The 20,967-nt window shown below is 62.7% G+C and carries 20 protein-coding genes and 1 tRNA gene; 10 read left to right on the top strand and 11 right to left on the bottom strand.

The window, feature by feature from the left end:
• Positions 1-21: 21 nt before the first annotated feature.
• The 4 genes from X741_RS1000000169525 to X741_RS161150 form a co-directional block, all read right to left on the bottom strand.
• A complete protein-coding gene (locus X741_RS1000000169525; protein ID WP_023776492.1) occupies positions 22-336 on the bottom strand; it encodes a hypothetical protein in 315 nt (104 codons plus the stop codon).
• A gap of 276 nt (positions 337-612) precedes the next feature.
• Complete coding sequence (locus tag X741_RS161140; protein WP_023776490.1) at positions 613-1,023, bottom strand: hypothetical protein; 411 nt, start codon at positions 1,021-1,023, stop codon at positions 613-615.
• Positions 1,024-1,178: 155 nt separating this feature from the next.
• The gene (locus X741_RS161145) at positions 1,179-2,819 is read right to left on the bottom strand and encodes a tyrosine-type recombinase/integrase (protein ID WP_023776488.1); all 1,641 of its coding nucleotides are present in this window, start codon (positions 2,817-2,819) and stop codon (positions 1,179-1,181) included.
• Positions 2,820-2,898: 79 nt separating this feature from the next.
• Positions 2,899-2,973: transfer RNA gene (locus X741_RS161150), tRNA-Thr, on the bottom strand.
• A 159-nt stretch (positions 2,974-3,132) separates the two neighbouring features.
• On the opposite strand from X741_RS161150, the gene X741_RS01000000166270 reads away from it, so the two are divergent.
• The 9 genes from X741_RS01000000166270 (at position 3,133) to yacG (ending at position 8,768) form a co-directional block, all read left to right on the top strand.
• Positions 3,133-3,333 (top strand): hypothetical protein, encoded by a 201-nt coding sequence (locus X741_RS01000000166270; protein ID WP_023776487.1) that lies wholly within the window; start codon positions 3,133-3,135, stop codon positions 3,331-3,333.
• Between the two features lie 128 nt (positions 3,334-3,461).
• The gene (murA, locus tag X741_RS161155; RefSeq protein WP_013893698.1) at positions 3,462-4,754 is read left to right on the top strand and encodes a UDP-N-acetylglucosamine 1-carboxyvinyltransferase; all 1,293 of its coding nucleotides are present in this window, start codon (positions 3,462-3,464) and stop codon (positions 4,752-4,754) included.
• 194 nt (positions 4,755-4,948) lie between these two features.
• Positions 4,949-5,383, top strand: coding sequence for a DUF2948 family protein (locus X741_RS161160; protein ID WP_023776486.1), 435 nt, complete (start codon positions 4,949-4,951; stop codon positions 5,381-5,383).
• A 7-nt stretch (positions 5,384-5,390) separates the two neighbouring features.
• A complete protein-coding gene (gene hisD, locus X741_RS161165; RefSeq protein ID WP_023776485.1) occupies positions 5,391-6,683 on the top strand; it encodes a histidinol dehydrogenase in 1,293 nt (430 codons plus the stop codon).
• A 6-nt stretch (positions 6,684-6,689) separates the two neighbouring features.
• Positions 6,690-7,175, top strand: a complete 486-nt coding sequence (locus X741_RS161170) for a UPF0262 family protein (RefSeq protein WP_023776484.1) — start codon at positions 6,690-6,692, stop codon at positions 7,173-7,175.
• A complete protein-coding gene (locus X741_RS161175; RefSeq protein WP_084018304.1) occupies positions 7,163-7,618 on the top strand; it encodes a low molecular weight phosphatase family protein in 456 nt (151 codons plus the stop codon). Before X741_RS161170 ends, X741_RS161175 begins: the two co-directional genes overlap by 13 nt.
• An 87-nt stretch (positions 7,619-7,705) precedes the next feature.
• Positions 7,706-7,924 carry a translation initiation factor IF-1 gene (gene infA / locus X741_RS161180; RefSeq protein ID WP_006200926.1) on the top strand — a complete coding sequence of 73 codons (219 nt, stop codon included), beginning with the start codon at positions 7,706-7,708 and terminating at the stop codon, positions 7,922-7,924.
• Positions 7,925-7,947: 23 nt separating this feature from the next.
• A complete protein-coding gene (locus X741_RS0134040; protein WP_031249788.1) occupies positions 7,948-8,556 on the top strand; it encodes a Maf-like protein in 609 nt (202 codons plus the stop codon).
• A 14-nt stretch (positions 8,557-8,570) separates the two neighbouring features.
• Complete coding sequence (gene yacG / locus X741_RS161185) at positions 8,571-8,768, top strand: DNA gyrase inhibitor YacG (protein ID WP_023766678.1); 198 nt, start codon at positions 8,571-8,573, stop codon at positions 8,766-8,768.
• 25 nt (positions 8,769-8,793) lie between these two features.
• Here the strand turns inward: yacG and X741_RS161190 are convergent, their stop codons facing one another.
• From X741_RS161190 to X741_RS161215, 6 genes are all read right to left on the bottom strand, one after another.
• The gene (locus X741_RS161190; RefSeq protein ID WP_023776482.1) at positions 8,794-10,164 is read right to left on the bottom strand and encodes an alpha-glucosidase/alpha-galactosidase; all 1,371 of its coding nucleotides are present in this window, start codon (positions 10,162-10,164) and stop codon (positions 8,794-8,796) included.
• An 18-nt stretch (positions 10,165-10,182) separates the two neighbouring features.
• The gene (locus tag X741_RS161195) at positions 10,183-11,850 is read right to left on the bottom strand and encodes an ABC transporter ATP-binding protein (RefSeq protein WP_023776481.1); all 1,668 of its coding nucleotides are present in this window, start codon (positions 11,848-11,850) and stop codon (positions 10,183-10,185) included.
• A gap of 10 nt (positions 11,851-11,860) precedes the next feature.
• Complete coding sequence (locus X741_RS161200) at positions 11,861-13,000, bottom strand: ABC transporter permease (protein ID WP_023776480.1); 1,140 nt, start codon at positions 12,998-13,000, stop codon at positions 11,861-11,863.
• Complete coding sequence (locus tag X741_RS161205; RefSeq protein WP_023776479.1) at positions 13,001-14,008, bottom strand: ABC transporter permease; 1,008 nt, start codon at positions 14,006-14,008, stop codon at positions 13,001-13,003. It lies immediately after the preceding gene.
• 113 nt (positions 14,009-14,121) lie between these two features.
• Positions 14,122-16,203, bottom strand: a complete 2,082-nt coding sequence (locus tag X741_RS161210) for an ABC transporter substrate-binding protein (protein ID WP_023776478.1) — start codon at positions 16,201-16,203, stop codon at positions 14,122-14,124.
• A gap of 102 nt (positions 16,204-16,305) precedes the next feature.
• Positions 16,306-17,772 carry an alpha-glucosidase/alpha-galactosidase gene (locus tag X741_RS161215; RefSeq protein WP_013893686.1) on the bottom strand — a complete coding sequence of 489 codons (1,467 nt, stop codon included), beginning with the start codon at positions 17,770-17,772 and terminating at the stop codon, positions 16,306-16,308.
• A gap of 243 nt (positions 17,773-18,015) precedes the next feature.
• Between X741_RS161215 and X741_RS161220 the strand changes: the two genes are divergently transcribed.
• Positions 18,016-18,891, top strand: coding sequence for an AraC family transcriptional regulator (locus tag X741_RS161220; RefSeq protein ID WP_084018358.1), 876 nt, complete (start codon positions 18,016-18,018; stop codon positions 18,889-18,891).
• Between the two features lie 27 nt (positions 18,892-18,918).
• Here X741_RS161220 and X741_RS161225 read toward each other — a convergent pair whose 3' ends face one another.
• Entirely contained in the window at positions 18,919-20,946 is a 2,028-nt protein-coding gene (locus tag X741_RS161225; RefSeq protein WP_023776476.1) for an aldo/keto reductase, read from the bottom strand.
• Positions 20,947-20,967 lie beyond the last annotated feature (21 nt).

Here is a 20,967-nt window from a genome sequence, read left to right as displayed (position 1 = left end):
CTTCCCGGGGAGTGAGACGAACTATTCAGGCATCTCCCTTCTGAGCCTCTTCAGCCGCTTGCTGGGTGGCAAGGCGGTTATGATGTGACCGTTCGTCACCAGAACGAAATAGCGTTCCCATAGCCGGGTGTTCCGGATCATGTAGACAGTGCTGTCTGGAGGTCGGCGCTCGATGACTGTCGCACGGCCGGTTTCAATGTCACGGAGCATCTGCGAGAATTCGCCCGGTGCGAGAACAAGGCCGTATCGGGCCAAAAGCTGCTGATGAAAATGCCAGTGTTTCTTGGGAATGGATTTCCCATTCCAGCGAGGATCAAATCCATCTCTGTTTTTCATGAGGTCCAGAATCCGTATGTATCTGCTGCGAATGCAGCACAGCCTGCCGCGGTAAGCGGTAGCTTGGCCGCGCGAAATTGTGTGGGAGGCGGAACTACGGACGAGTCTGGAAGATCATCCGGAGATTCTGCACGCGTTCAAGCGTTGGCACCGGATCCGAATCCCAGGATGCGAGCCTGATTACCTCCAGCCAGAAGCGCTCGTTGGAGGTAATCTCACGGTCCCGGATATGGGCGACCCGGCGACAGCCTTCGGCAGGTAGGCCCCGGTTGCCTCTCATTTGCCGAAGATCCCACGAATGGCAGACCGCGCCTTCGAGGTGAGGCTCGGATTGGAGTTGTCGGATGCGCGACGGATTTCCTCGAGCCAAGCCACTTCGTTCTCGGTGACCAAGGTTCCGAAGATTTGCCTGACGGCAAGCTCGGTGGTGTCGCCGCCGAGCTGTTCGAGCGCCAACTGGAAGAGCATCACCGGATCGCATTCCAGGGCGGTTGCCAGAGCCGCTACTCTGTCGAGGGGCAGCTTGGCTGTTCCAGCCTTGATCATGGCGAGCATATTGGGGTTTACGAATCCGGCTTCGCTCGCGATCGCGATCTGGGTCTTCTTCGGGCGCAGCTCCAGGATGCGCTTCTCAAGATACTTGGCGAGCCTGGTGCCCGCATAGGGTTTCCCCTGATTGCTACTCATCGTCACTTCCTCTGAAATCGCAGCTTTGATGCGCTGCTAATTTCTTTATAGCGACGGCCAAATGGGGATTTCGTGGGATGTGAAGAACATTCGAGGCCTGCTCACCGGCAACGCCAAGCTCTTCGAGATTACCTTCTCAAGCTCAAGTGCCGGCATTATGAAAATGTTGCAGCGCCACTACTTGAGCCTTGTGGAGTTTGCGGATTTGCGCTGAGGTCATAGGACGGAAATCGATCGATGGCGGCTTTCCTGGCTTTCAGAGTAACGTCACCGTAGTTGTCACCGGCGGTTGTTGAAGCGTGACCCTGAATTGCATCAATGGCTCGCTTAGAAATTCCCTCTTCCTCGCCCACCGTTTTGAAGCGGTGCCGCCAACCGTGGTTCGGTTGGACACCTTCCGGGATCAATCCTGCCCCTTGGAGCCATTCGCTGATCCTGCCCGCCGTCGCTCGCGCGGCCTTGATCGGATCCCGACCTTTGCCGTTGCGATAGAATAGTGGCCCTGCCGGCGCTGCCTGGAGGAAGTTGAGGAAGCCCAGCTCGATCAACTGTGAGTGCAACGGCACGTCCCGATACCCGCCCGCCTTCACAGTGCCAGCTTCGGGCCTGATACGCATCACGTGTGCTCCGTCTTCCTCACGGAAGTCCTCTTTTCGAAGCTGGGTGATTTCGGTCACACGCGCGCCGCTGAATGCGCACAAAGCGGGCACCCAACGTTTGGCGGCCGTCGTTTGTCGGAGCTCCATCGTTGCCGTGTTGTCGGTGACGGCGGGAACGTGATCGCGGGCGGCGATAAGGATTGCTACAGCCTCCTCGCCGGTGAATCCCTTTTCACGATTGCGAGCACCCTTCGGCACTTCCTGCCGAACTTTCTCTGCGGCGTTCGAGTCCAATCGATCGTTCTCAACTGCCCAAGTTAGAACCGAGCGCACCGCTGCCAGGTAAACGTCGGCAACCGTTTTAGGCGACAGACTCTTCAGCAGCTCGTCTCGCCAGTCCGTCAAATTCTTCTTCGTCAATCGGCGGGCATCATCGTGGCGAACGAACTTCGCTAGATCAGTGAAAACCGGTCGCCACCGTTTCTCGGTTCCCCTCGCCTTGCCAACCAGCTTCTTTGCCACGATGTATTCAGCAAAGAGACCTTTGAGGGAGACAGGCGGCAGCGGGTCAGCTTCGGGCTGTGCGTTCGCCAGCATCGGGTGAGAAGGTTTGCCACTGAAGTCGCCTTCGTCGCGCTCGGCAACACGCGCCAGGGCTTCGTATTCCGAAACGCAGATATAACGGGCCAGAGATCGCCATTCGTCGGATCCGAACGCTGCCGTCGTGTTACCTATTTGCCGGAAGCGCTCGATTCGATGCTCGACCAAGTCGGCCAAATCATCGTCAGATAGCTGGCCTGCAATGCCTCGCCGCAATCTGGCAACGAGCAAATCGTCGACAGAAACCGAGGCCCATTGCGAGCTCGAATTTCGAAGTGCTTCGTCTTGGGCGAGACGGATCTGGTAATTACGCAAAGCGATCTGGTCACCTGCGAGCGGATACCGACCAGATGTGGCCGCGCTTTGGCCTGCTGCCGCTGCACGGCGCTCGGCGAGCGCTATCTCGTGCTGAATGGTCGCAACAGCGCCTGGAAGCGCCTTAAGCGCCGCTCTATAGTCCGGTCCAAGCGCCTTCCTTCGTTCGCTCCTTCCGCCCATGAACGGCCTGAGGTCCTTCGGAATAACGAGCCGAGCAAAATACCGCCCGTTGCGATTGAGGAGATGCAGAACACGCCCAGGCACGAGTCTTTGGTCCAATTTGTTACACCATTTGTAACATCAGAATGGACAGAGAGCCTTGCATGTCAAGGGCTACAGCGATTTCAACGAGATAGGATGGTGCTGCGAGAGAGGATTGAACTCTCGACCTCTCCCTTACCAAGGGAGTGCTCTACCACTGAGCTACCGCAGCCGCTGATGGCGGGCTTCTGCCATATCGAACCGGCAAGCGCAAGGCCAAGTGCAACGCTTCTGTTAAAGCCTTTGCCGGATAGCTTTTAATGACATGGCGGCGCCACAATGTTGGCTATCCCTGAATGGGTGTCGGCCGACAGGCAGGCGGGACGGGACGATGAACGACAAGACAAATCAAGCCAAAAAGGGCGGCACGGACCGAAAGGACCGGCTCGCCGAGCAATTGCGGGCCAATCTGCAGAAGCGCAAGGCGCAGTCGCGCTCACGCCTCACTGGCGACGCCGACAAGCGGCGCGCCGGGGAAGCCGACCAGCGGCCGGAGGGGCTCGGCGGAGCCAAGGAAATACAAAAAGATTAACTCAAATCGGCCACTCTTGGGCCAGGGTGGGCGAAATCCTATTTCTTGAACCACGCCGGCCAATGGTCTAGACGGACCGATACTCAAACGATTGAACCGGCCTTTTCTGGCCGAGAGGGACGTTTTCCATGGATCGCATCAGAATTGTCGGCGGCAACAAGCTTGCCGGAAGCATTCCGATCTCGGGCGCGAAAAACGCGGCCCTGCCGCTGATGATCGCCTCGCTGTTGACCGACGACACGCTGACGCTGGAAAATGTGCCGCATCTGGCCGATGTCGAGCAGCTGATCCGGATCCTCGGCAATCACGGCGTCGACTATTCGGTCAATGGCCGTCGCGAGAAGCAGAATGAAGGCTATTCGCGCACCATCAATTTCTCCGCCCGCAACATCGTCGACACGACGGCGCCTTACGAACTGGTGTCGAAGATGCGGGCCTCATTCTGGGTGATCGGGCCGCTGCTGGCCCGCATGGGCGAGGCGAAAGTGTCGCTGCCGGGCGGCTGCGCCATCGGCACGCGTCCGGTCGACCTGTTCCTCGAAGGCCTGCAGGCGCTGGGCGCCGACATCGATGTCGACACCGGCTATGTGCTCGCCAAGACCAGGAACGGCCGCCTTGTCGGCAACCGTTACGTGTTCCCGAAAGTCTCGGTCGGCGCCACCCATGTGCTGATGATGGCGGCGTCGCTGGCCAAGGGCGAGACGGTGCTGGAGAACGCCGCCTGCGAGCCCGAGATCGTCAACCTCGCCGAATGCCTCAATGCCATGGGCGCCAGGATCTCCGGCGCCGGCACGCCAACCATCACCATTGACGGCGTCGAAGCGCTTTCGGGCGCCCGCGTGCGCGTCATCCCCGACCGCATCGAGACCGGTACCTATGCCATGGCCGTCGCCATGACCGGCGGCGACGTGGTGCTCGAAGGCGCGCGTCCCGAATTGCTGCAGACCGCGCTGGACGTGATCGCCCAGACGGGCGCCGAGATCACGCAGACCAATTCCGGCATCCGCGTCAAGCGCAACGGCGCCGGCATTTCGCCGGTCGACGTGACGACGGCGCCGTTCCCGGCCTTCCCGACCGATCTGCAGGCGCAGTTCATGGGCCTGATGACGATGGCCAAGGGCAAGTCGCGCATCACAGAAACGATCTTCGAGAACCGCTTCATGCATGTTCAGGAATTGGCCCGGCTCGGCGCCCACATCACGCTTTCGGGCCAGACGGCGATCGTCGACGGCGTGGCGAAGCTGAAAGGCGCGCCGGTTATGGCCACCGATCTTCGCGCTTCCGTCTCGCTGGTCATCGCCGGCCTGGCCGCCGAAGGCGAGACCACGGTCAACCGCGTCTACCATCTCGACCGCGGCTTCGAGCGGCTGGAAGAGAAGCTCTCCAACTGCGGCGCGGTGATCGAGCGGATTTCGGCGTAAGGCAACTGCCTTCCAGCGCTGGCGATTGGCGAAAGCCGAAGCCACATCCAATCTCCCCCTTTGCGGGGGAGATCAGCGGTTCCGCCGTAGGCGCCGCCAGTTCATTGCTTGGGCCGGATTCCGTGCTGCGGTTGCACCGACCGGAAAGACCGCCTAACAGAGGGCTTAAACCAACTTTCAGGTGCACCTTCAGCATGGCAGCCCTCAAGCTCATCGCGCTCGACGATCAGGATCTGAGCATTGTCTCGGCCCATGTCCAGGACGCCGTGATGAAGGTTTCGGACCTCGAATTCCTGCCTTCGGCCAAGCGTTTCGTGCTGACAATGAACCGCTTTGTCTGGGAGGCAAAGTCGGGCCTGTTTCGCCAGCACAATGAGCGGCGGCAGGCCGTACTGCATTTCGACCGGGTGCTCGGCGCCAAGACTAACGGCATAGCCCGCGACAAGCCGGCCGAGATCCTGTCCCTGCTGGCGATCAGCTTCATCGAGATCAGCAAGCCGGGCGGCATCGTCGAGCTGATCTTTTCCGGTGGCGGCACCATCATGCTCGATGTCGAGTGCATCGAGGCCCGCCTTGCCGATGTCGGCGGCGCGTGGGAAGCCACGTCGCGCCCCGTCCACAAGGCTTGAGTATCCGATGGCCATCACGCTTCGTCAGTCCGATGCCGATTTCGAGCAGCGTTTCGCCGCTTTCCTGTTGACCAAGCGGGAAGTCTCCGAGGACGTCGACGCCGCCGTGCGGCAGATCATCGCGTGCGTGCGAGCCGAGGGCGATGCGGCGCTGATCGACTACACACAAAGATTCGACCGTGCCGATTTGAACAGCCTCGGCATTGCGGTGTCGAAAGAAGACATTGCGGCCGCCTACGAAACGGCCGACCCGAAGGCGGTCGAAGCGCTTGAATTCGCGCGCGACCGTATCCGTTCCCACCATGAGCGGCAGCGGCCCAAGGATGATCGCTACACGGATGCCGCCGGGGTCCAACTCGGCTGGCGCTGGACGGCGATCGAGGCGGTCGGGCTCTACGTGCCGGGCGGCACCGCAAGCTACCCAAGCTCGGTGCTGATGAACGCGGTGCCCGCCCGGGTGGCCGGCGTCGAGCGCATCGTCATGGTCGTGCCGGCGCCGGGCGGCATCATCAATCCGCTGGTGCTGGTGGCGGCCGACATATCAGGCGTGTCCGAGATCTACCGCGTCGGCGGCGCGCAGGCGATAGCGGCACTTGCCTATGGCACCGAGACCATAAAGCCGGTCGCCAAGATCGTCGGGCCCGGCAATGCCTATGTCGCGGCGGCCAAGCGCCAGGTGTTCGGCACGGTCGGCATCGACATGATCGCCGGCCCCTCGGAAGTGCTCGTCGTGGCCGACGGCAGCAACGATCCGGACTGGATCGCCGCCGACCTGCTCGCCCAGGCCGAGCACGACGCGTCGGCGCAATCGATCCTGATCAGCGACGAGCCGGCTTTCGGCAAGGCGGTCGAACAGGCGGTCGAGCGCCAGTTGCAGAGCCTGCCGCGAACCGAGACGGCGTCGGCGAGTTGGCGCGATTTCGGCGCGGTGATCCTGGTGCCAACGATCGACGCGGCATTGCCGCTGGTCGACCGCATCGCCGCCGAGCATGTCGAACTGGCAATCGACGACGCCGAGGGCTTCCTGTCGCGGATGCGCAATGCCGGCGCGGTTTTTCTCGGCCGTCATACGCCGGAAGCCATTGGCGACTATGTCGGCGGCTCCAACCATGTGCTGCCGACGGCGCGCTCGGCGCGCTTCTCGTCGGGCCTGTCGGTCCTCGACTTCGTCAAGCGTACCTCGATCCTCAAGCTCGGACCGGAACAGTTGCGCCTGCTGGCGCCCGCGGCGGTCGCGCTGGCAAAGGCGGAAGGGCTCGACGCGCATGGCCGCTCCGTCACCATCCGGCTGAATATGTAGGCCGATATGACGGGCTCCGATCAAACCCGCGCAAAACTGATCGATGTCGAACTCGATGAATCGATCGGCCGTTCGACGCCCGATGTCGAGCATGAGCGGGCGGTGGCGATCTTCGACCTGATCGAGGAGAACAGTTTTCAGCCCGTCAACGACAGCGGCGCCGGTCCCTACCGGCTGAAACTGTCGCTGGCCGAGCAGCGCCTGGTGTTCGCCGTGGCGCGCGAGGACGGCACCGCGGTCGTCACCCACATCCTGTCGCTGACGCCTCTGCGGCGCATCGTCAAGGATTACTACATGATCTGCGAAAGCTATTACGACGCCATCCGCTCCTCGACACCGAGCCATATCGAGGCGATCGACATGGGCCGCCGGGGTTTGCACAATGAAGGCTCGCAGACGCTGATGGACCGGCTTTCTGGCAAGATCGACATCGATTTCGATACGGCGCGCCGGCTGTTCACGCTGGTCTGCGTGCTGCACTGGCGGGGCTAATCCTGGCTACCCTGCCCCGCTCGATCCTGTTCCTGTGCGGCATGAATGCCGTGCGCTCGCCGATGGCAGAGCAGCTGGCACGCCGGATGCTGCCCGCCACCATCTTCGTCGCTTCGGCCGGTGTGCGCGCCGGCGAGCGGGATCCGTTCGTCGATGCCGTGCTGGCCGAGGACGGTCTCACGCTGGGCGAGCGCCATCCACGGACGCTGGACGAGCTCGAGGATGACTATTTCGACCTCATCGTGACGCTGGCGCCGGAGGCGCACCATGCCGCGCTGGAGCTCACCCGCTCGCTTGCCGTCGAGGTCGAATACTGGCCGACACCGGACCCGACCGGTGCCAGCGGCACGCGCGAGCAGATCATGGCCAGCTATCGCGACGTGCGCGAGCGGCTGAAAGCCCGGATCGGCGGCAGGTTCGTCGCTCCAGACCATCCGGATTAAGCGTGTTCACAAGCGAACGATTATCATATAGGTTCCGCCGAAATTCCAGCCGGGGCGCTGGAATTGCCATCCAAGCAAAGGTATCGAATGCCGAAGGAAGAAGTCCTCGAGTTTCCGGGTGTCGTGACGGAATTGCTGCCCAACGCGATGTTCCGGGTGAAACTCGAAAACGAACACGAGATCATCGCCCATACGGCCGGCCGCATGCGCAAGAACCGCATCCGCGTGCTGACCGGCGACAAGGTTCTGGTCGAGATGACGCCATACGACCTGACCAAGGGCCGCATCACCTACCGCTTCAAGTAAGATCAGGGCTCGGCCGGAACGCGATGAGCATTTTGCAGAAGCTGGTGCTTGCCTCGGGTTCGCCGCGCCGTATCGAACTCCTGCAGCAGGCCGGCATCGAGCCGGACCGCATCCTGCCAGCCGATATCGACGAGACGCCGCTGCGTGCCGAGCATCCGCGTTCGCTGGCCAAGCGGCTGTCGAAGGAAAAGGCCGAGAAAGCGTTCGCGTCGCTGAAGACCGAGACGGACCATGCGCCAAGCTTCGTGCTGGCTGCCGACACGGTGGTCGCGGTCGGGCGGCGCATCCTGCCCAAGGCCGAGACGCTCGATGATGCCGCCAACTGCCTCGGCCTGCTGTCGGGCCGTTCGCACCGGGTCTATTCAGGCATCTGCCTGATCACGCCGGGCGGCAAGTTGCGCCAGCGGCTGGTCGAGACGCGGGTTCGCTTCAAGCGGCTGCCGCGCGAGGAAATCGACGCCTATGTCGCGTCCGGCGAGTGGCGTGGCAAGGCAGGCGGCTACGCCGTCCAGGGTCTCGCCGGCGCCTTCGTCGTGAAGTTGGTCGGCTCGTACACCAACATCGTCGGCTTGCCGCTCTACGAGACGGTGGCGCTGCTGTCGGGCGAAGGCTTCAAGATCCATCAAAACTGATTGTCCCCACGGCTATGAGCCCCGACGACAAAGTGACCCCGCTGCGCCCCAAGCGCCCCTGCCCCGAATGTGGCAAGCCCTCGGCGCGGGAGACCTACCCATTCTGCTCGACGCGCTGCAAGGACATCGACCTCAACCGCTGGCTGAAGGGCGCCTATGTCATCAAGGCCCGTGACGACGAGGAAGAGCCGGACGCCGACGAGCCGAAATAAAGCGGCCATCGGCGACATGCTCTGATCAGGCCGCTTCCGTCTTGCGCTTCACGCGCGCCCAGGCCGGCAGCCAGTCGCCGTGAGCGGCCAGGAGATCATCGACCAATGACCAGATCTGGTCGAGATCGAGTTCGGCCGATGTGTGCGGGTCCATCATCGCTGCATGATAAATATGCTCGCGGTTCTCGCTCATCAGGGCCCGCACCGTCAGTTCCTGGACGTTGATGTTTGTGCGGATCAGTGCCGTCAGTTGCGGCGGCAGGTCGCCGATGTAAGTCGGCTGGATGCCTGAGGCATCGACAAGGCACGGCACTTCGGCGGCGCAATCGCGGGGCAGCGAGGTGATGCAGCCATTGTTGCGGACATTGCCGTAGATCACCGAGGGTTCGCCGGTCCACACAGAATTCATGATCGAGGAGGCGTATTCCCGGGACGGTTCGACCTCGATACGGTCGGCCGAGCGATAGGCCTGCGCTTGGTCCTTCCAGTGCTCGATCTGTTCGATGCAGCGCTTGGGGTATTCATCGAGCGGAATGCCGTATTTCTCGATCAAATCGGGGCGGCCCTCCTTGATGAAATAGGGCGTGTATTCAGCGAAATGCTCCGAGCTCTCGGTGACGAAGAAGCCCAGCCTGGTCAGCATCTCGTAGCGCACCTTGTTGGGACAGCGCGGATTCCAGCCGGGCTTGGGCGCGCGGCCCTCGCGATAGGCGCGTACGAGATCGGGATAGAGGTCGCGGTAGGAGCCGTCCGCCTGCCGATGCTCGAACTTCAGGTAGAAGGCCATGTGGTTGATGCCCGCCGAGCGATAGCGGATTTCCTCGTAGGGAAGGTCGAGATCGTGCGCCAATTCCATCGCCGTGCCCTGCACCGAATGGCAGAGGCCGACCTGTTTGATATCAGGGTATTTCTCCGATATCGCCCAGGTGTTGATCGCCATCGGGTTGACGTATTGCAGCATGATCGCTTCGGGGCAGACGGCGAGCATGTCCTCGCAGATCTTCCACAGATGCGGAACGGTCCGCAGGCCGCGCATGATGCCGCCGACGCCGAGCGTGTCGGCGATCGTCTGGCGCAGGCCGTATTTCTTCGGCACTTCGAAGTCGGTGACCGTGCAGGGCTCGTAGCCGCCGATCTGAAAGGCGACGACGACGAAGTCGGCGCCGGCGAGTGCCTTGCGCTGGTCGGAGTAGGTCTCGGCCTTCGCCTTGACGCCGAGCGTCGCGATCAGCTTGTTGACGACGACGGCGCTCTCCTCCAGCCGCTGCGGATTGATGTCCATCAGAGCGATCGTCGCGCCCGACAGCGACGGGCGCTGCAGCACGTCGCCGACGATGTTCTTCATGAACACCGTCGAGCCGGCGCCGATGAAAGTGATCCTGGGATTTTTTGCCACGCTAACCTCCGGCTATGTTCAGGCCACGTCGAAAGCGGCCCTGACGAGCCGTTCGGTGTAGGCGGTCTTGGGATTGGAGAGGACCTCGTCGACAGGCCCCTGCTCGACGATCTTGCCGTGCTGCATGACGATGACGCGGTGGCAGAGCGCCCGCACCACCTTCAGGTCGTGCGAAATGAAGAGGTAGCTCAGGCCGCGCTCGTCCTGCAGCTTGCGTAAGAGGTCGATGATCTGGGCCTGGACGGAGAGGTCGAGCGCCGAGGTCGGCTCGTCGAGCAAGATGAATTCGGGTTCGAGCGCGATGGCACGGGCAATGGCGATACGCTGGCGCTGGCCGCCGGAAAATTCGTGGGGAAAGCGCGACAGGATATCGCCGGGCATGCCGGCGCTGACCAGTGCCTCGCGCACCCGCTCGACCCGCTCGCGCCGCGTCGCGCCAATGCTGTTGACGATCAGCCCTTCCTCGATGATCTGGCCGATCGTCATGCGCGGATTGAGCGAGGAGAAGGGATCCTGGAAGACGATCTGCATGCGCGAACGCAGCGGCCGCATCTCGTTGCGGGACAGGCCCTGGATCGGCTGGCCGTCGAAACGGATTTCGCCGCGCTTGGCGTCGATCAATCTCAGCAAGGCCTGGCCGAATGTGGTCTTGCCGGAACCGGATTCGCCGACCAGCCCCAGCGTCTCGTGGCGGCAAAGTTTGAGGCCGAGATCGTCGACGGCGACCAGCTCGCGCCAGTCCGGTTTCAGGAAGGTGCCGTGGCGCAGCATGAAGCAGACGCGCACGCCGCTTGCCTCGAGGATGGTGCCACTGCCCTCCGGCAGCGGTTGCGGCCGTCCGCGCGGCTCGGAAGCCAGCAGCCGCTTGGTGTAGGGATGCTGCGGATCGGCGAACAGCCGTTCCGTGACATTGTGCTCGCACATTTCGCCGTGCTGCATGACATAGACGTAGTCGGAGAATTTGCGCACCACGGTGAGGTCATGGGTGATCAGGATCACCGCCATGCGCAGCTCTTTCTGCAGATTGCGGATCAGGTTGAGGATCTGCGCCTGGACGGTGACGTCGAGCGCTGTGGTGGGCTCATCGGCGACCAGCACGTCTGGATTGTTGGCGAGCGCCATGGCGATCATCACACGCTGCCGCTGCCCGCCGGAGAGCTGGTGCGGGTATTGCTTGAGCCGCGCTTCCGGCTCGGGGATCTGCACATGCCGCAGCAGCTCGAGCGCCCGCGCCCAGGCTTGCCTGCGGCCCACCTTGCGGTGCACCCTGATCGCCTCGACGATCTGGCTGCCGACCGTGTAGATGGGATTGAGCGAACTCATCGGCTCCTGGAAGATCATCGAGATGCGGTCGCCGCGCAGCTTGCGCCGGTCGCGCTCGGCGAATTTCAGGATGTTCTGGCCGTCGTAACAGACGCTCGATCTTGGCGACACGGTGGCGCGCCGCGACAGCAGCCCCATGACGGTGCGCGCCGTCACCGACTTGCCGGAGCCGGATTCGCCGACGATGGCGATCGTCTCGCCGCGATAGAGCTGGAACGAGACGTCCTTGACCGCCTCGACGACACCGTGCTCGACCTTGAAGGCGACCTCGATGTTGCGGGCATCGATGATCGGCTCGCCCTGGCGCCCGTCATGGTCGTGGCGGACGGCAGGTGCGAAGGTTTCGGCGAGCGCGACGGTCATTCCTGCCACCTCAATAGGGGTCGACGGCGTCGCGGAGGCCATCGCCCAGCGCGTTGAAGGCAAAGACGGTGACGAGTACGAAACCGACCGGCGACAGGATCCAGGGATAGGTGCCGATGACGGAATAGGTCGCGGTATCCTGCAGCATCAGCCCCCATGAGATCAGCGGCGGCTTGACCGCGAAGCCGAGGAACCCGAGGAAAGATTCCAAGAGCACCACTGTCGGGATCGCCAGCGTCACGGCGACGATCACGTGGCTCATCACATTGGGGAAGATGTGCTGCATGATGATGCGCCGGTCGGTGGCGCCAACCGCCATGGCGGCGCGCACATATTCGATCCGCGCCAGCGCCAGCGTCTTGCCGCGCACCTCGCGCGACATCTGTGCCCAACCCAATGCCGACATGACGATGATGACGAAAGCGAGGAAGACATTGGTGGGCGCGGTGACCGGGATCAACGTCGTCAGCGCCAGATAGAGCGGCAGTTGCGGGAAAGCGAGCACCAGTTCGACGAAGCGCTGCATCCAGACATCGAACCGGCCGCCGAAATAGCCGGAGACCATGCCGACGGTGGTGCCGATGACGGTGATGATGAAGACCACCGTCAGCGCGATCATCAGCGAGACCCGCGAGCCGTGGATGGCGCGCGACAGGACATCGCGGCCAAACTTGTCGGTGCCGAGGAAATGCACCGGCAGGCCGTCCATCGAGGCGAAGAAATGCCGGTTGGCCGGAATGAGCCCGAAGAGCCTGTAGGGTGCGCCCTCGACGAAGAAGCCGAGCAGCCTTGGATGGTCGTAGTCGGGGCCGACGATGGGCTGGAAGGTGACCGGATCGAGATCCGCCGAATCGGCGAGTGCATAGACCCTCGGCCGCATGACGAGATTGCCGTCCCTGTCGTGGAAGGAAGGCACTTGCGGCGGCGCGAAGCCGACATCGGTCGCCTTCGGATCCATCGGCGCCACGAACTCGGCGAATACCGCCATCACCAGCAGCAGCACGACGAGCCAGAGCCCGGCCATGCCGGTCCAGGAGCGCTTCAGCCGGCGCCAGACAAGCGCGATGTAGCTCTCGTTGCCGCGCGCCGGTATGGCTGCGATGGGCGCTTCGGCCGGCAGCGATGGGGGTGACGGATCGCGCGCCAGCATCTAGCTCTCCCCGAATTGACGGATGCGCGGATCGAGCAGGACGAGCAGCATGTCGGCGATGATGTTGCCGACGATCAGCGTCGCCGACAGCACCATCATGAAAGTCGCGGTGACGTAGACGTCGCCGACCGCCATGGAGCCGACGATCGCCGGGCCGACGGTCGGCAGCGCGAAGATGATCGCCGTCTCGATCTCGCCGGTGAGCATGTAGGGCAGCACCACGCCCTGATACATGACGAGCGGATGCAGTGCGTTGGGCACGGCATGGCGCATGACGACGGCGCTGCCGGTCAGGCCCTTGGCTCTCGCCGTCTCGACATATTGGGCGTTGAGCGTATCCAGCAGATTGCCGCGCATGACGCGCATGTTGTAGGCGAGGCCGCCGAAGGTGGCGATCGCGACCACGGGCCAGACATGCTTGACGAGGTCGGCGAACTTGCCCCACGACCATGGCGCGCCGCCATATTGCGGCGAGAAGAACGAGCCTATCTCGGACACGTTGAACTGGAAGACCAGGAGATAGACGATGATCAGCGCCATCAGGAAGCGCGGCACCGTCATGCCGAGGAAGGAGATGGCCGACAGCGTCGAGTCGATCCAGGTGTATTGCCGGGTCGCCGCCCATATGCCGAAGGTGATGCCCAGCACCGAGGCGAGGAGATGACAGACCAGCGCCAGCAACAGTGTGCGCGGCAGGCGCTCGCCGACGACGTCGGCAACCGGCTTGTTGTAATAAAGGCTGTAGCCGAAATCGCCGCGGGTGACGATGCCGCCGATCCAGTTGAGATACTGGACGGGCAACGGCTTATCGAGGCCATGTTCGATACGATATGCGTTGGCCTGAGCGTCGGCTTGGGCGAAGGAGGCGCCACCCTGGTTGATCAGCTGCGAGCGGATGTAGTCGGCATAATCGCCCGGCGGCGCCTGGATGATGGCAAAGGTGACGAGACTCAAGATGGCGAGGACCGGTATCGCCGACGCTATGCGCATTGCCAAGAATCGCAGCATGGACGGTCCGCTTCCTCATCTTGCCGGACGCGCCGCTTGGGGCGTTCGGAGGTTGGTTTTTCCCGGCCGCGCCATCAGCGCGGCCGGGTCTCTCTCAGTCAGGGGAGGTAAACCTACATCGGGCCCTTGTCGCCGGGCTTGCCGGGGAGCTCCTCAGGGAAGAGTTCGTATTTCGCCTGCTTGTCGGCGGTGACGAAGACACGTTCACGGACGATCGAATCCTCGGCCCAGTTGAACATGAAGATCGGTGTACCCTGCGGGATGTTGGAGAAGCGCTTGTTGACGATCAGCGCCCCGGGATACTCCGTCAGGCCGATATTGTAGACGTGTTCCGTCGATATCTTCTGGAACTCCTTCATCAGGCTGGCGCGCTCGTCATTGTCCGACGAGGAGACGAACTTGTTGACGATGTCGACGAGGTTCTTTTCGAAAGGCATCAGGTCGACCTGGCCGCTTTCCGGCGCGCGGTGATCCCAGCTGGTCTTGGGACCGACCGGCGCGAGCTGTTCGGTGTTCTGCACGACCGAGGTCAGTTCCTGGTCGTTACGCCGGATCAGCCAGTCGAAGCGGCCGGAATATTGCGAGGCGTCGCGCTGGGTGCCGTTGAGGCCGTTCAGCACAACCCGAAGCCCGAGCTTCTCCATCTGGGCGACGACGCCTTCGGCGAGGCTCTTGTCGGTGCCGTAATCGTTGTTGACCAGCATCACGATCTCGACGTTCTTGCCGCCGGCGGCGCCGGCCGGGAAGTTCACGAAACCGTCGCCATCCGTGTCCTTGAGGCCGGCCTTGGCGAGTTCGGCCTTGGCGCCCTCGAGGTCGAAGGGATAATAGACGGTCGACTTGCGGTCATAGAAGCTGGTGCCAGACGAGAAGCCGCCGGGATAGATGGCGGTGAACGGCCCTTTGACCAGGGAGTCGCCAAGCGCCTTGCGGTCGAGCGCCATGGTGACGGCCTTGCGGAAATCCTCGTTGCGGTTCAGCTCGCGGATGGCCTGGCCGCGCTCGTCCGGGTTGCCCCAGCCATTGGCGGAAAAGTTCAGGCGCAGATTGTAGCCGATGAGCCGCGGGCCGAAGGCCAGACGTGCCGGCGCGTTCGACTCCGCAGCGCGCTTCAGCGAGGCGACGAAGTTTTCCGGCTGCTCGAGGTTTGAAAAGTCGCCAGAGCCAGCCACCGCCTGGACGTCGCGGTCGGCCCAGGTCGACAGCTTGTACTGCAGTTCGTCGAGGTAGGGCAGCTGGTTACCCTTTTCATCAACCTTCCAGTAGTAGGGGTTGCGGCGCATGACGATGATGTCGTCCGGCCGGTATTCGACCGGCACCCAGGCGCCCATCACCGGCATGTTCATATATTCCGGCGGGAAGGCGTTCTTGAACTGGTCGTAGGTGTTCTTCGAATATTTGGGATGCTGCGGCTTCAATATGTGCGCGGGACCGGGGCAGAAAGTGCCGTAGGCCATGGCGTAGAGGTACTGTTTCGGGAAGGCGTCCTTGAAGGTCCACTCAACGGTATGATCGTCGATCTTTTTCAGCGTCGTGCCGACGCCGAAGGTTTCCTGTGTCGCACCATTCAACGGAGAGACGTTCGGGTCGATGACCTCGTCGTCCCAGTAGAACATGACGTCGTCGGCGTTGAAGGCAACGCCATCGGACCATTTTGCGCCCTCGACCAGATGCATGGTCAACTTGTGGCCATCCTTCGACCAGTCCCAGCTTTTGGCCAGGTTCGGCAGCGGCTCGGTGTCCTTGGCCTCGACCTGGAACAGCGGCGCGGTGCGCGTCAGGCACTCGGAAAGACCGATGTCGATGCCGCCCCATCCTTGCGTCTGGCCGGCGCCATAGTTCCAGCCTTCCGGCCGCCCGCCGATGACATGGCGCATCGTATCGCCGTAGACGCCAATACCATCGGGCATGTTGGCGGTCTTGAAGACCAGCGGCTCCTTCGGCAGCCTGTCCTTCACAGGCGGCAGCTTGCCGGCCTTGACGTATTTTTCCGTCACCCAGTCCGGCTCGTGATATTCCGGCAGCGCCTTGAACTCCAGGATGGAGTCGCGCGCCACATACTTGATCTTGCCTTCGGCCGGAAACGTCGCCGGCGTCGGCGGGACCGTCGGTTCGGAAGCGAAGGCGTTGAGCGCCGGAACGGAGACGCTCAGCGCCAGTCCAGCGACAATGCCAATGTTGCGTAGGTTCCTCATTATCTCCTCCCTCGTGTTCAGACTTTTTCTGCTGCTGGTCTTCTGCATTGGCGGCTGACTGCGGCGGACCTGCCTCCCGTGGATCCGCGGCCGCTCCCGGGTTCAGCCGGTCTGCTTCAGAGCGGCCTTTTCGGCGCGCAACTCCTCGATCGAGCGGACGTTGCGCCGCGCGGCACCGGCCCATTCGCGGGTCTTGACCACGGATTTCGACAACCGCTCCTTGGCGGCCGGAACGGCATGCGCGTATTGCGGCAACCAGGCGGCCTGGGCGACGACCATTTCGTCGACCATCTGCCAGACCTCCTCCGGAGTCGACACCGCGCCAACCAGCGGATCATGCAGCACGGCGAGCTTCAGGAGATCGATATCGCCCGATATCGCGGCATGGACCGACATGCGCTGGACATTGATCGAAGACATGCAGGTCGCCGCACAGGCCTCCGGCAGCGTGATGCCGGCGGCCATGTTGATGCCGAAACGATCGACGAAGCCGGGCGACTCGATGATGGCGTCCTGCGGCAAATTGGTGATCACACCATTGTTCTTGACGTTGAAGTGGCCGCGATAGACGCGGTTGGTCTCCAGCGCCTCCAATATGTGGCTGGCATGCTCGTTGGATCGCTTGGCCACGTCGATCGGCTTCGAGGCCGCTTCAAGGAACTGCGGATACTCCGTCTCGAACCAGTTGCGGGTCTCGGTCGAGTAGCGGAGGTAGCCGCCGGTCTCGCCATGGATCCAGTCCGACATGTCGATCCAGCGCATGATCTCGTCCGGACGCTTCCGATACCAGGGCAGGTATTCGGACAGATGGCCGTTGCTTTCGGTCGAATAGACGCCAAAGCGCTTCAGCACGTCGATGCGCAGCTTCTCCTGCTGTGAGTAGACCGGATGCGCCTCGAAGGCAGCAACCAGTTCGTCCTTGCCGATCTTGCGGCCATTCAGGCGCAGATCGGTGAACCAGGTCTGATGGTTGATGCCGGAGCAGATATAGTCTAGCTCCCCAGGCGACTTCGCACCCAGCACCTTGGCGATCTGCTCGGCACCGTGCTGGACGCCGTGGCAGAGCCCGACCGTGTCGACCTTGCCGTACTCGATCGCCGCCCAGGTGTTCATGGCCATCGGGTTGGCGTAGTTGAGGAACTTGGCATTGGTGTCGGCAACCTCGCGGATGTCCTTGCAGAAGTCGAGGATCACCGGAATGTTGCGTTGGCCGTAGAGAATGCCGCCGGCGCAGATCGTGTCGCCGACACACTGGTCGATGCCGTATTTCAGGGGAATGCGGATGTCGTCGGCATAGGCTTCCAGGCCGCCGACCCGAACGCAGCTGATGATATAGCGCGCGCCTTCGAGCGCCTTACGGCGGTCGGTGGTTGCCGTCACCCTGGTCGGCAATCCGTTCGCCTCGACGATCCTGTCGAGGATCGCTTTGATCATCTGCAGATTGTGCTCGCTGAGATCGGTCAACGCGAATTCGATGTCCTTGAATTCGGGCACGCAGAGAATGTCGGTGAACAGTTTCTTGGTGAATCCGACGCTGCCGGCGCCGATAATAGCGATTTTGAAACTCATCACCTTCACCTCGATCCGATCGAATGCTAGGCAAGGAGCAACAAGGGAGGATATGGCCACACGCCAAGGCGCGCCTGCCATTCACGCCGGAATCCGGCTTTTCTCCTCCCGCCCGCTCCTCGACGCGGGTCATTCGCGTTCTTCGAGGCGGGATTATGCGCTTATTCGCGAGCGCGACCAGAGAAGGATTATGCTTTCAGGGGTAATTTTGTGCTGCGGGATTTGATCGCCAACGGACAGTCGATGCGCACGATCTCGCTGCCGCGCGGCCGCCAGCGCCTGCATGCCATGCCGACAAGCACGGGCTATGAAGTGCGCGAGGACGAAATCTACGACTGGGATGGGCGCAAACGCGGCCAGACGCCATTCACCGTGCTCCAGCACACGATCAGCGGAACCGGCCGGCTGCGCTACGAGAATCGCAACTATCGCCTGCAGCGGAACGACACATTGCTGGTGCTGGTACCGCACAACCACCGCTACTGGCTGGCCAGGGACGAGCGCTGGGAATATTTCTGGATCTCGATGAACGGCGAGGAGGCGCTGCGCATCCACAAGTCGATCCTCAGCGTTTCGGGTCCGGTGTTCCGGCTGCAGCCGGCGACGATAGATCATCTTGCCGATTGCAGCTTGCGGCTCGTCAAGGGCGCCGCTTCGCCGGGCGCTGCTTCGGCGATCGCCTACGAGGCTGCGATGGCGCTCTATGACGATGTCTTCGGCTCCCACGCCTTTGCCGAGAAACAGAGCGCCATGCAGCCGGTCATCGATCACATCAACGCCAACCTCGACAAATCGCTGCCGGTGGCGGAGCTGGTCCAGATCAGCGGCCTCAGCCGGGCCCATTTCTCGCGCTGCTTCGCCGAGAGCGAAGGCTTGCCGCCAGCCGAATTCGTGCTGCAGCAACGCCTGCAGCGCGCGGCGAAGCTTTTGACCAAGGCCGACTTCCTGCCGGTGAAGGAAGTCGCCATCCTGTGCGGCTTCGAGGACGCTAACTATTTTTCAAAGGTGTTCCGCCGCCTTTATGGCACCACGCCCAGCCAATTCCGCACCACCGGCATGTACGCCAGCTTGCGCACCCCGCCCCGGGGTGGCGTCAGGGTGTCCGATGACGAGACCTGACGCCGCTTTGTCCTTGTTTGATGCGTGTCAGGCGGCGTGCAGCCTGCCACTATCCAGCCATTCGAGATCGGCCGGCGAAAGCTTGATGTCGAGGGCGCGCAGGCTGTCGTCCAGCTCGCCCAGCGTGCGCGGCCCGATCAACGGAATCGACGGGAAAGGCTGGTTGAGCACATAGGCCAGCGCGATGTGGATCGGGCTCTTGCCCAGTCGTGCGGCGAGTTCGATCGCCCGGTCGCGGCGGCCGAAATTGCGCTCCGAATACCAGACCCGCACCAGTTCCTCATTGTCGCGCAGGTCGCGTCCGGCGCGGTCCGTGAAGAAGCCGCGGCCCTGGCTCGACCAGGCGAAATTCGGCATCTGCCTGGATGCCAGCCAGGCCTTCCAGTCATCGGTGGAGGAGGTGATGCACCCCGCCCAGATCGGCTCCAGCATCTCGGCCAGCGAGAAGTTGTTGGAGAGCGCGCCGGGTTTCTGCTTGCCGGTCCGTTCGGCATAGGCAATCGCCTCGTCCATGCGCTGCATCGTCCAGTTCGAGCCGCCGAACGGACCGCGGATGCGGCCTGCCTTGACCTCGCGGTCCATCGCATCGACGAACTCGCCGACCGGCACCTCAGGGTTGTCGCGGTGCATGAAATAGATGTCGACATGATCGGTCTGCAGCCGATCGAGCGACTGGGCGAGCTGCTTGCCGATCACGTCGGGATAGCAGAGCGGCGAATGCGCGCCCTTGGCGATGATCACCGACTGCTCGCGCACGCCACGGTTCTTCAACCATTGGCCGAGCAGCGTCTCGGTGTAGCCGCCGCCATAGACATAGCCGGTGTCGAAGAGGTTGCCGCCAGCTTCGAAGAAAGCGTCGAGCAGGATCGAACCCGAGGAGAAGGTGCGGAAATCCTCGAAGCCGAGCGCCACTATGGATGCCTGTTTCGCCAGGCCTGGGATGGCGCGCTTGGCGATCGCTGTGCCGCTGGGGCGCAGCGGCCGGCCGGAAATGGTGCTGGTGCGCAGCGGGGCCTTTTCGATCTCATACTCCAGCCCGACGGCGGCGCGCCATCTGTCGAGCACGCGCAAGGTGCCGAGACTGTCGGCCCAGCCCATCCCCGGCCAGGCGAATTCCTGCCGCCCGGCGCGGATCGCCTCACCGGCGCCGTCGACCTCGAAGGAATAGACATGGCGTTTTTCGTTGACGCTGATCGTCTCTTGCGACCCGTCGGAGCCGATCACGTCGATGTGGCCGAGGCCGACGTCGCGGTTGCCACCGGCGAACCAGAAGTCCGGTACTTCGATGCGGCCCTTGGTACCGAGGATGCGCAGGACATTGTCCTGGTTGAGCGAGATGCTGCAGGAGACCTCGGCGACGATGCCATCAGGGAAATGCAGCAGCGCCGAAGCCCACTCATCGACGCCGGACTGGCCGAGATGGGCGGTGCCCACCACCTTGTCGGGCTCGATGAAGGGTTTTCCAGCCGCCGCCCCGGCAATCAGCCGGACCATCGAGACGGGATAGCCGCCAACGTCAAGGATGCCGCCGCCGGCGAGATCGTTGGCGTAGAGCCGATGTTGCGGCATGAAGCCCGGCATGGCGAAACCGAAGCTCGACTTGATCATCCTGATCTCGCCGATGACGCCGGACTTGATGAGTTCCACCAGCTTCAGCGTCTGCGGATGCAGCCGGTACATGAAGGCTTCGCCGAGAAAGGTGCCGGCCTTGCGCGCGGCGTGGATCATGGCGTCGGCCTCGAAGGCGGTCAGCGCCAATGGCTTTTCGCACAGCACATGCTTGCCCGCTTCCGCCGCCCGGATCGCCCATTGCGCATGGCCGGGATGCGGTACCGCGATGTAGACGGCATCGACCTGCGGATCGTCGAGCAAGGCCCCATAGCCGTCGAGGATGCGGGCACCGGGGAAATTCTCCGCAAGGCCCGGCTTGGCGGGATTGCGCGCGCCGATGGCGACCAGCTTTCCGGTGTGCGAAGCGGCCACGCCGCCGGCGAAGGCTTGGGCGATGCCGCCCGGACCAAGAATGCCCCAGCGAATGGGCGTGGTTGCAGTCATTGTCATTCTCCTTGAAGGCTG

Source organism: Mesorhizobium sp. LNHC221B00 (genome assembly GCF_000502935.1).
Classification (GTDB): Bacteria; Pseudomonadota; Alphaproteobacteria; order Rhizobiales; family Rhizobiaceae; genus Mesorhizobium; species Mesorhizobium opportunistum.
This window is presented reverse-complemented; position numbering and strand designations above follow the sequence as displayed.

Excerpts from the sequence above, each read along its gene's own strand:
- X741_RS161215 (WP_013893686.1), bottom strand. The coding sequence starts at position 17,772 with ATGAGTTTCAAAATCGCTATTATCGGCGCCGGCAGCGTCGGATTCACC.
- X741_RS161195 (WP_023776481.1), bottom strand. The coding sequence starts at position 11,850 with ATGACCGTCGCGCTCGCCGAAACCTTCGCACCTGCCGTCCGCCACGAC.
- X741_RS161210 (WP_023776478.1), bottom strand. The coding sequence starts at position 16,203 with ATGAGGAACCTACGCAACATTGGCATTGTCGCTGGACTGGCGCTGAGC.
- murA (WP_013893698.1), top strand. The coding sequence starts at position 3,462 with ATGGATCGCATCAGAATTGTCGGCGGCAACAAGCTTGCCGGAAGCATT.
- X741_RS01000000166270 (WP_023776487.1), top strand. The coding sequence starts at position 3,133 with ATGAACGACAAGACAAATCAAGCCAAAAAGGGCGGCACGGACCGAAAG.
- infA (WP_006200926.1), top strand. The coding sequence starts at position 7,706 with ATGCCGAAGGAAGAAGTCCTCGAGTTTCCGGGTGTCGTGACGGAATTG.
- yacG (WP_023766678.1), top strand. The coding sequence starts at position 8,571 with ATGAGCCCCGACGACAAAGTGACCCCGCTGCGCCCCAAGCGCCCCTGC.
- X741_RS161140 (WP_023776490.1), bottom strand. The coding sequence starts at position 1,023 with ATGAGTAGCAATCAGGGGAAACCCTATGCGGGCACCAGGCTCGCCAAG.
- X741_RS161220 (WP_084018358.1), top strand. The coding sequence starts at position 18,016 with ATGCGCACGATCTCGCTGCCGCGCGGCCGCCAGCGCCTGCATGCCATG.
- X741_RS161160 (WP_023776486.1), top strand. The coding sequence starts at position 4,949 with ATGGCAGCCCTCAAGCTCATCGCGCTCGACGATCAGGATCTGAGCATT.
- X741_RS161200 (WP_023776480.1), bottom strand. The coding sequence starts at position 13,000 with ATGCTGGCGCGCGATCCGTCACCCCCATCGCTGCCGGCCGAAGCGCCC.
- X741_RS161205 (WP_023776479.1), bottom strand. The coding sequence starts at position 14,008 with ATGCTGCGATTCTTGGCAATGCGCATAGCGTCGGCGATACCGGTCCTC.
- hisD (WP_023776485.1), top strand. The coding sequence starts at position 5,391 with ATGGCCATCACGCTTCGTCAGTCCGATGCCGATTTCGAGCAGCGTTTC.
- X741_RS161225 (WP_023776476.1), bottom strand. The coding sequence starts at position 20,946 with ATGACTGCAACCACGCCCATTCGCTGGGGCATTCTTGGTCCGGGCGGC.
- X741_RS1000000169525 (WP_023776492.1), bottom strand. The coding sequence starts at position 336 with ATGAAAAACAGAGATGGATTTGATCCTCGCTGGAATGGGAAATCCATT.
- X741_RS161170 (WP_023776484.1), top strand. The coding sequence starts at position 6,690 with ATGACGGGCTCCGATCAAACCCGCGCAAAACTGATCGATGTCGAACTC.
- X741_RS0134040 (WP_031249788.1), top strand. The coding sequence starts at position 7,948 with ATGAGCATTTTGCAGAAGCTGGTGCTTGCCTCGGGTTCGCCGCGCCGT.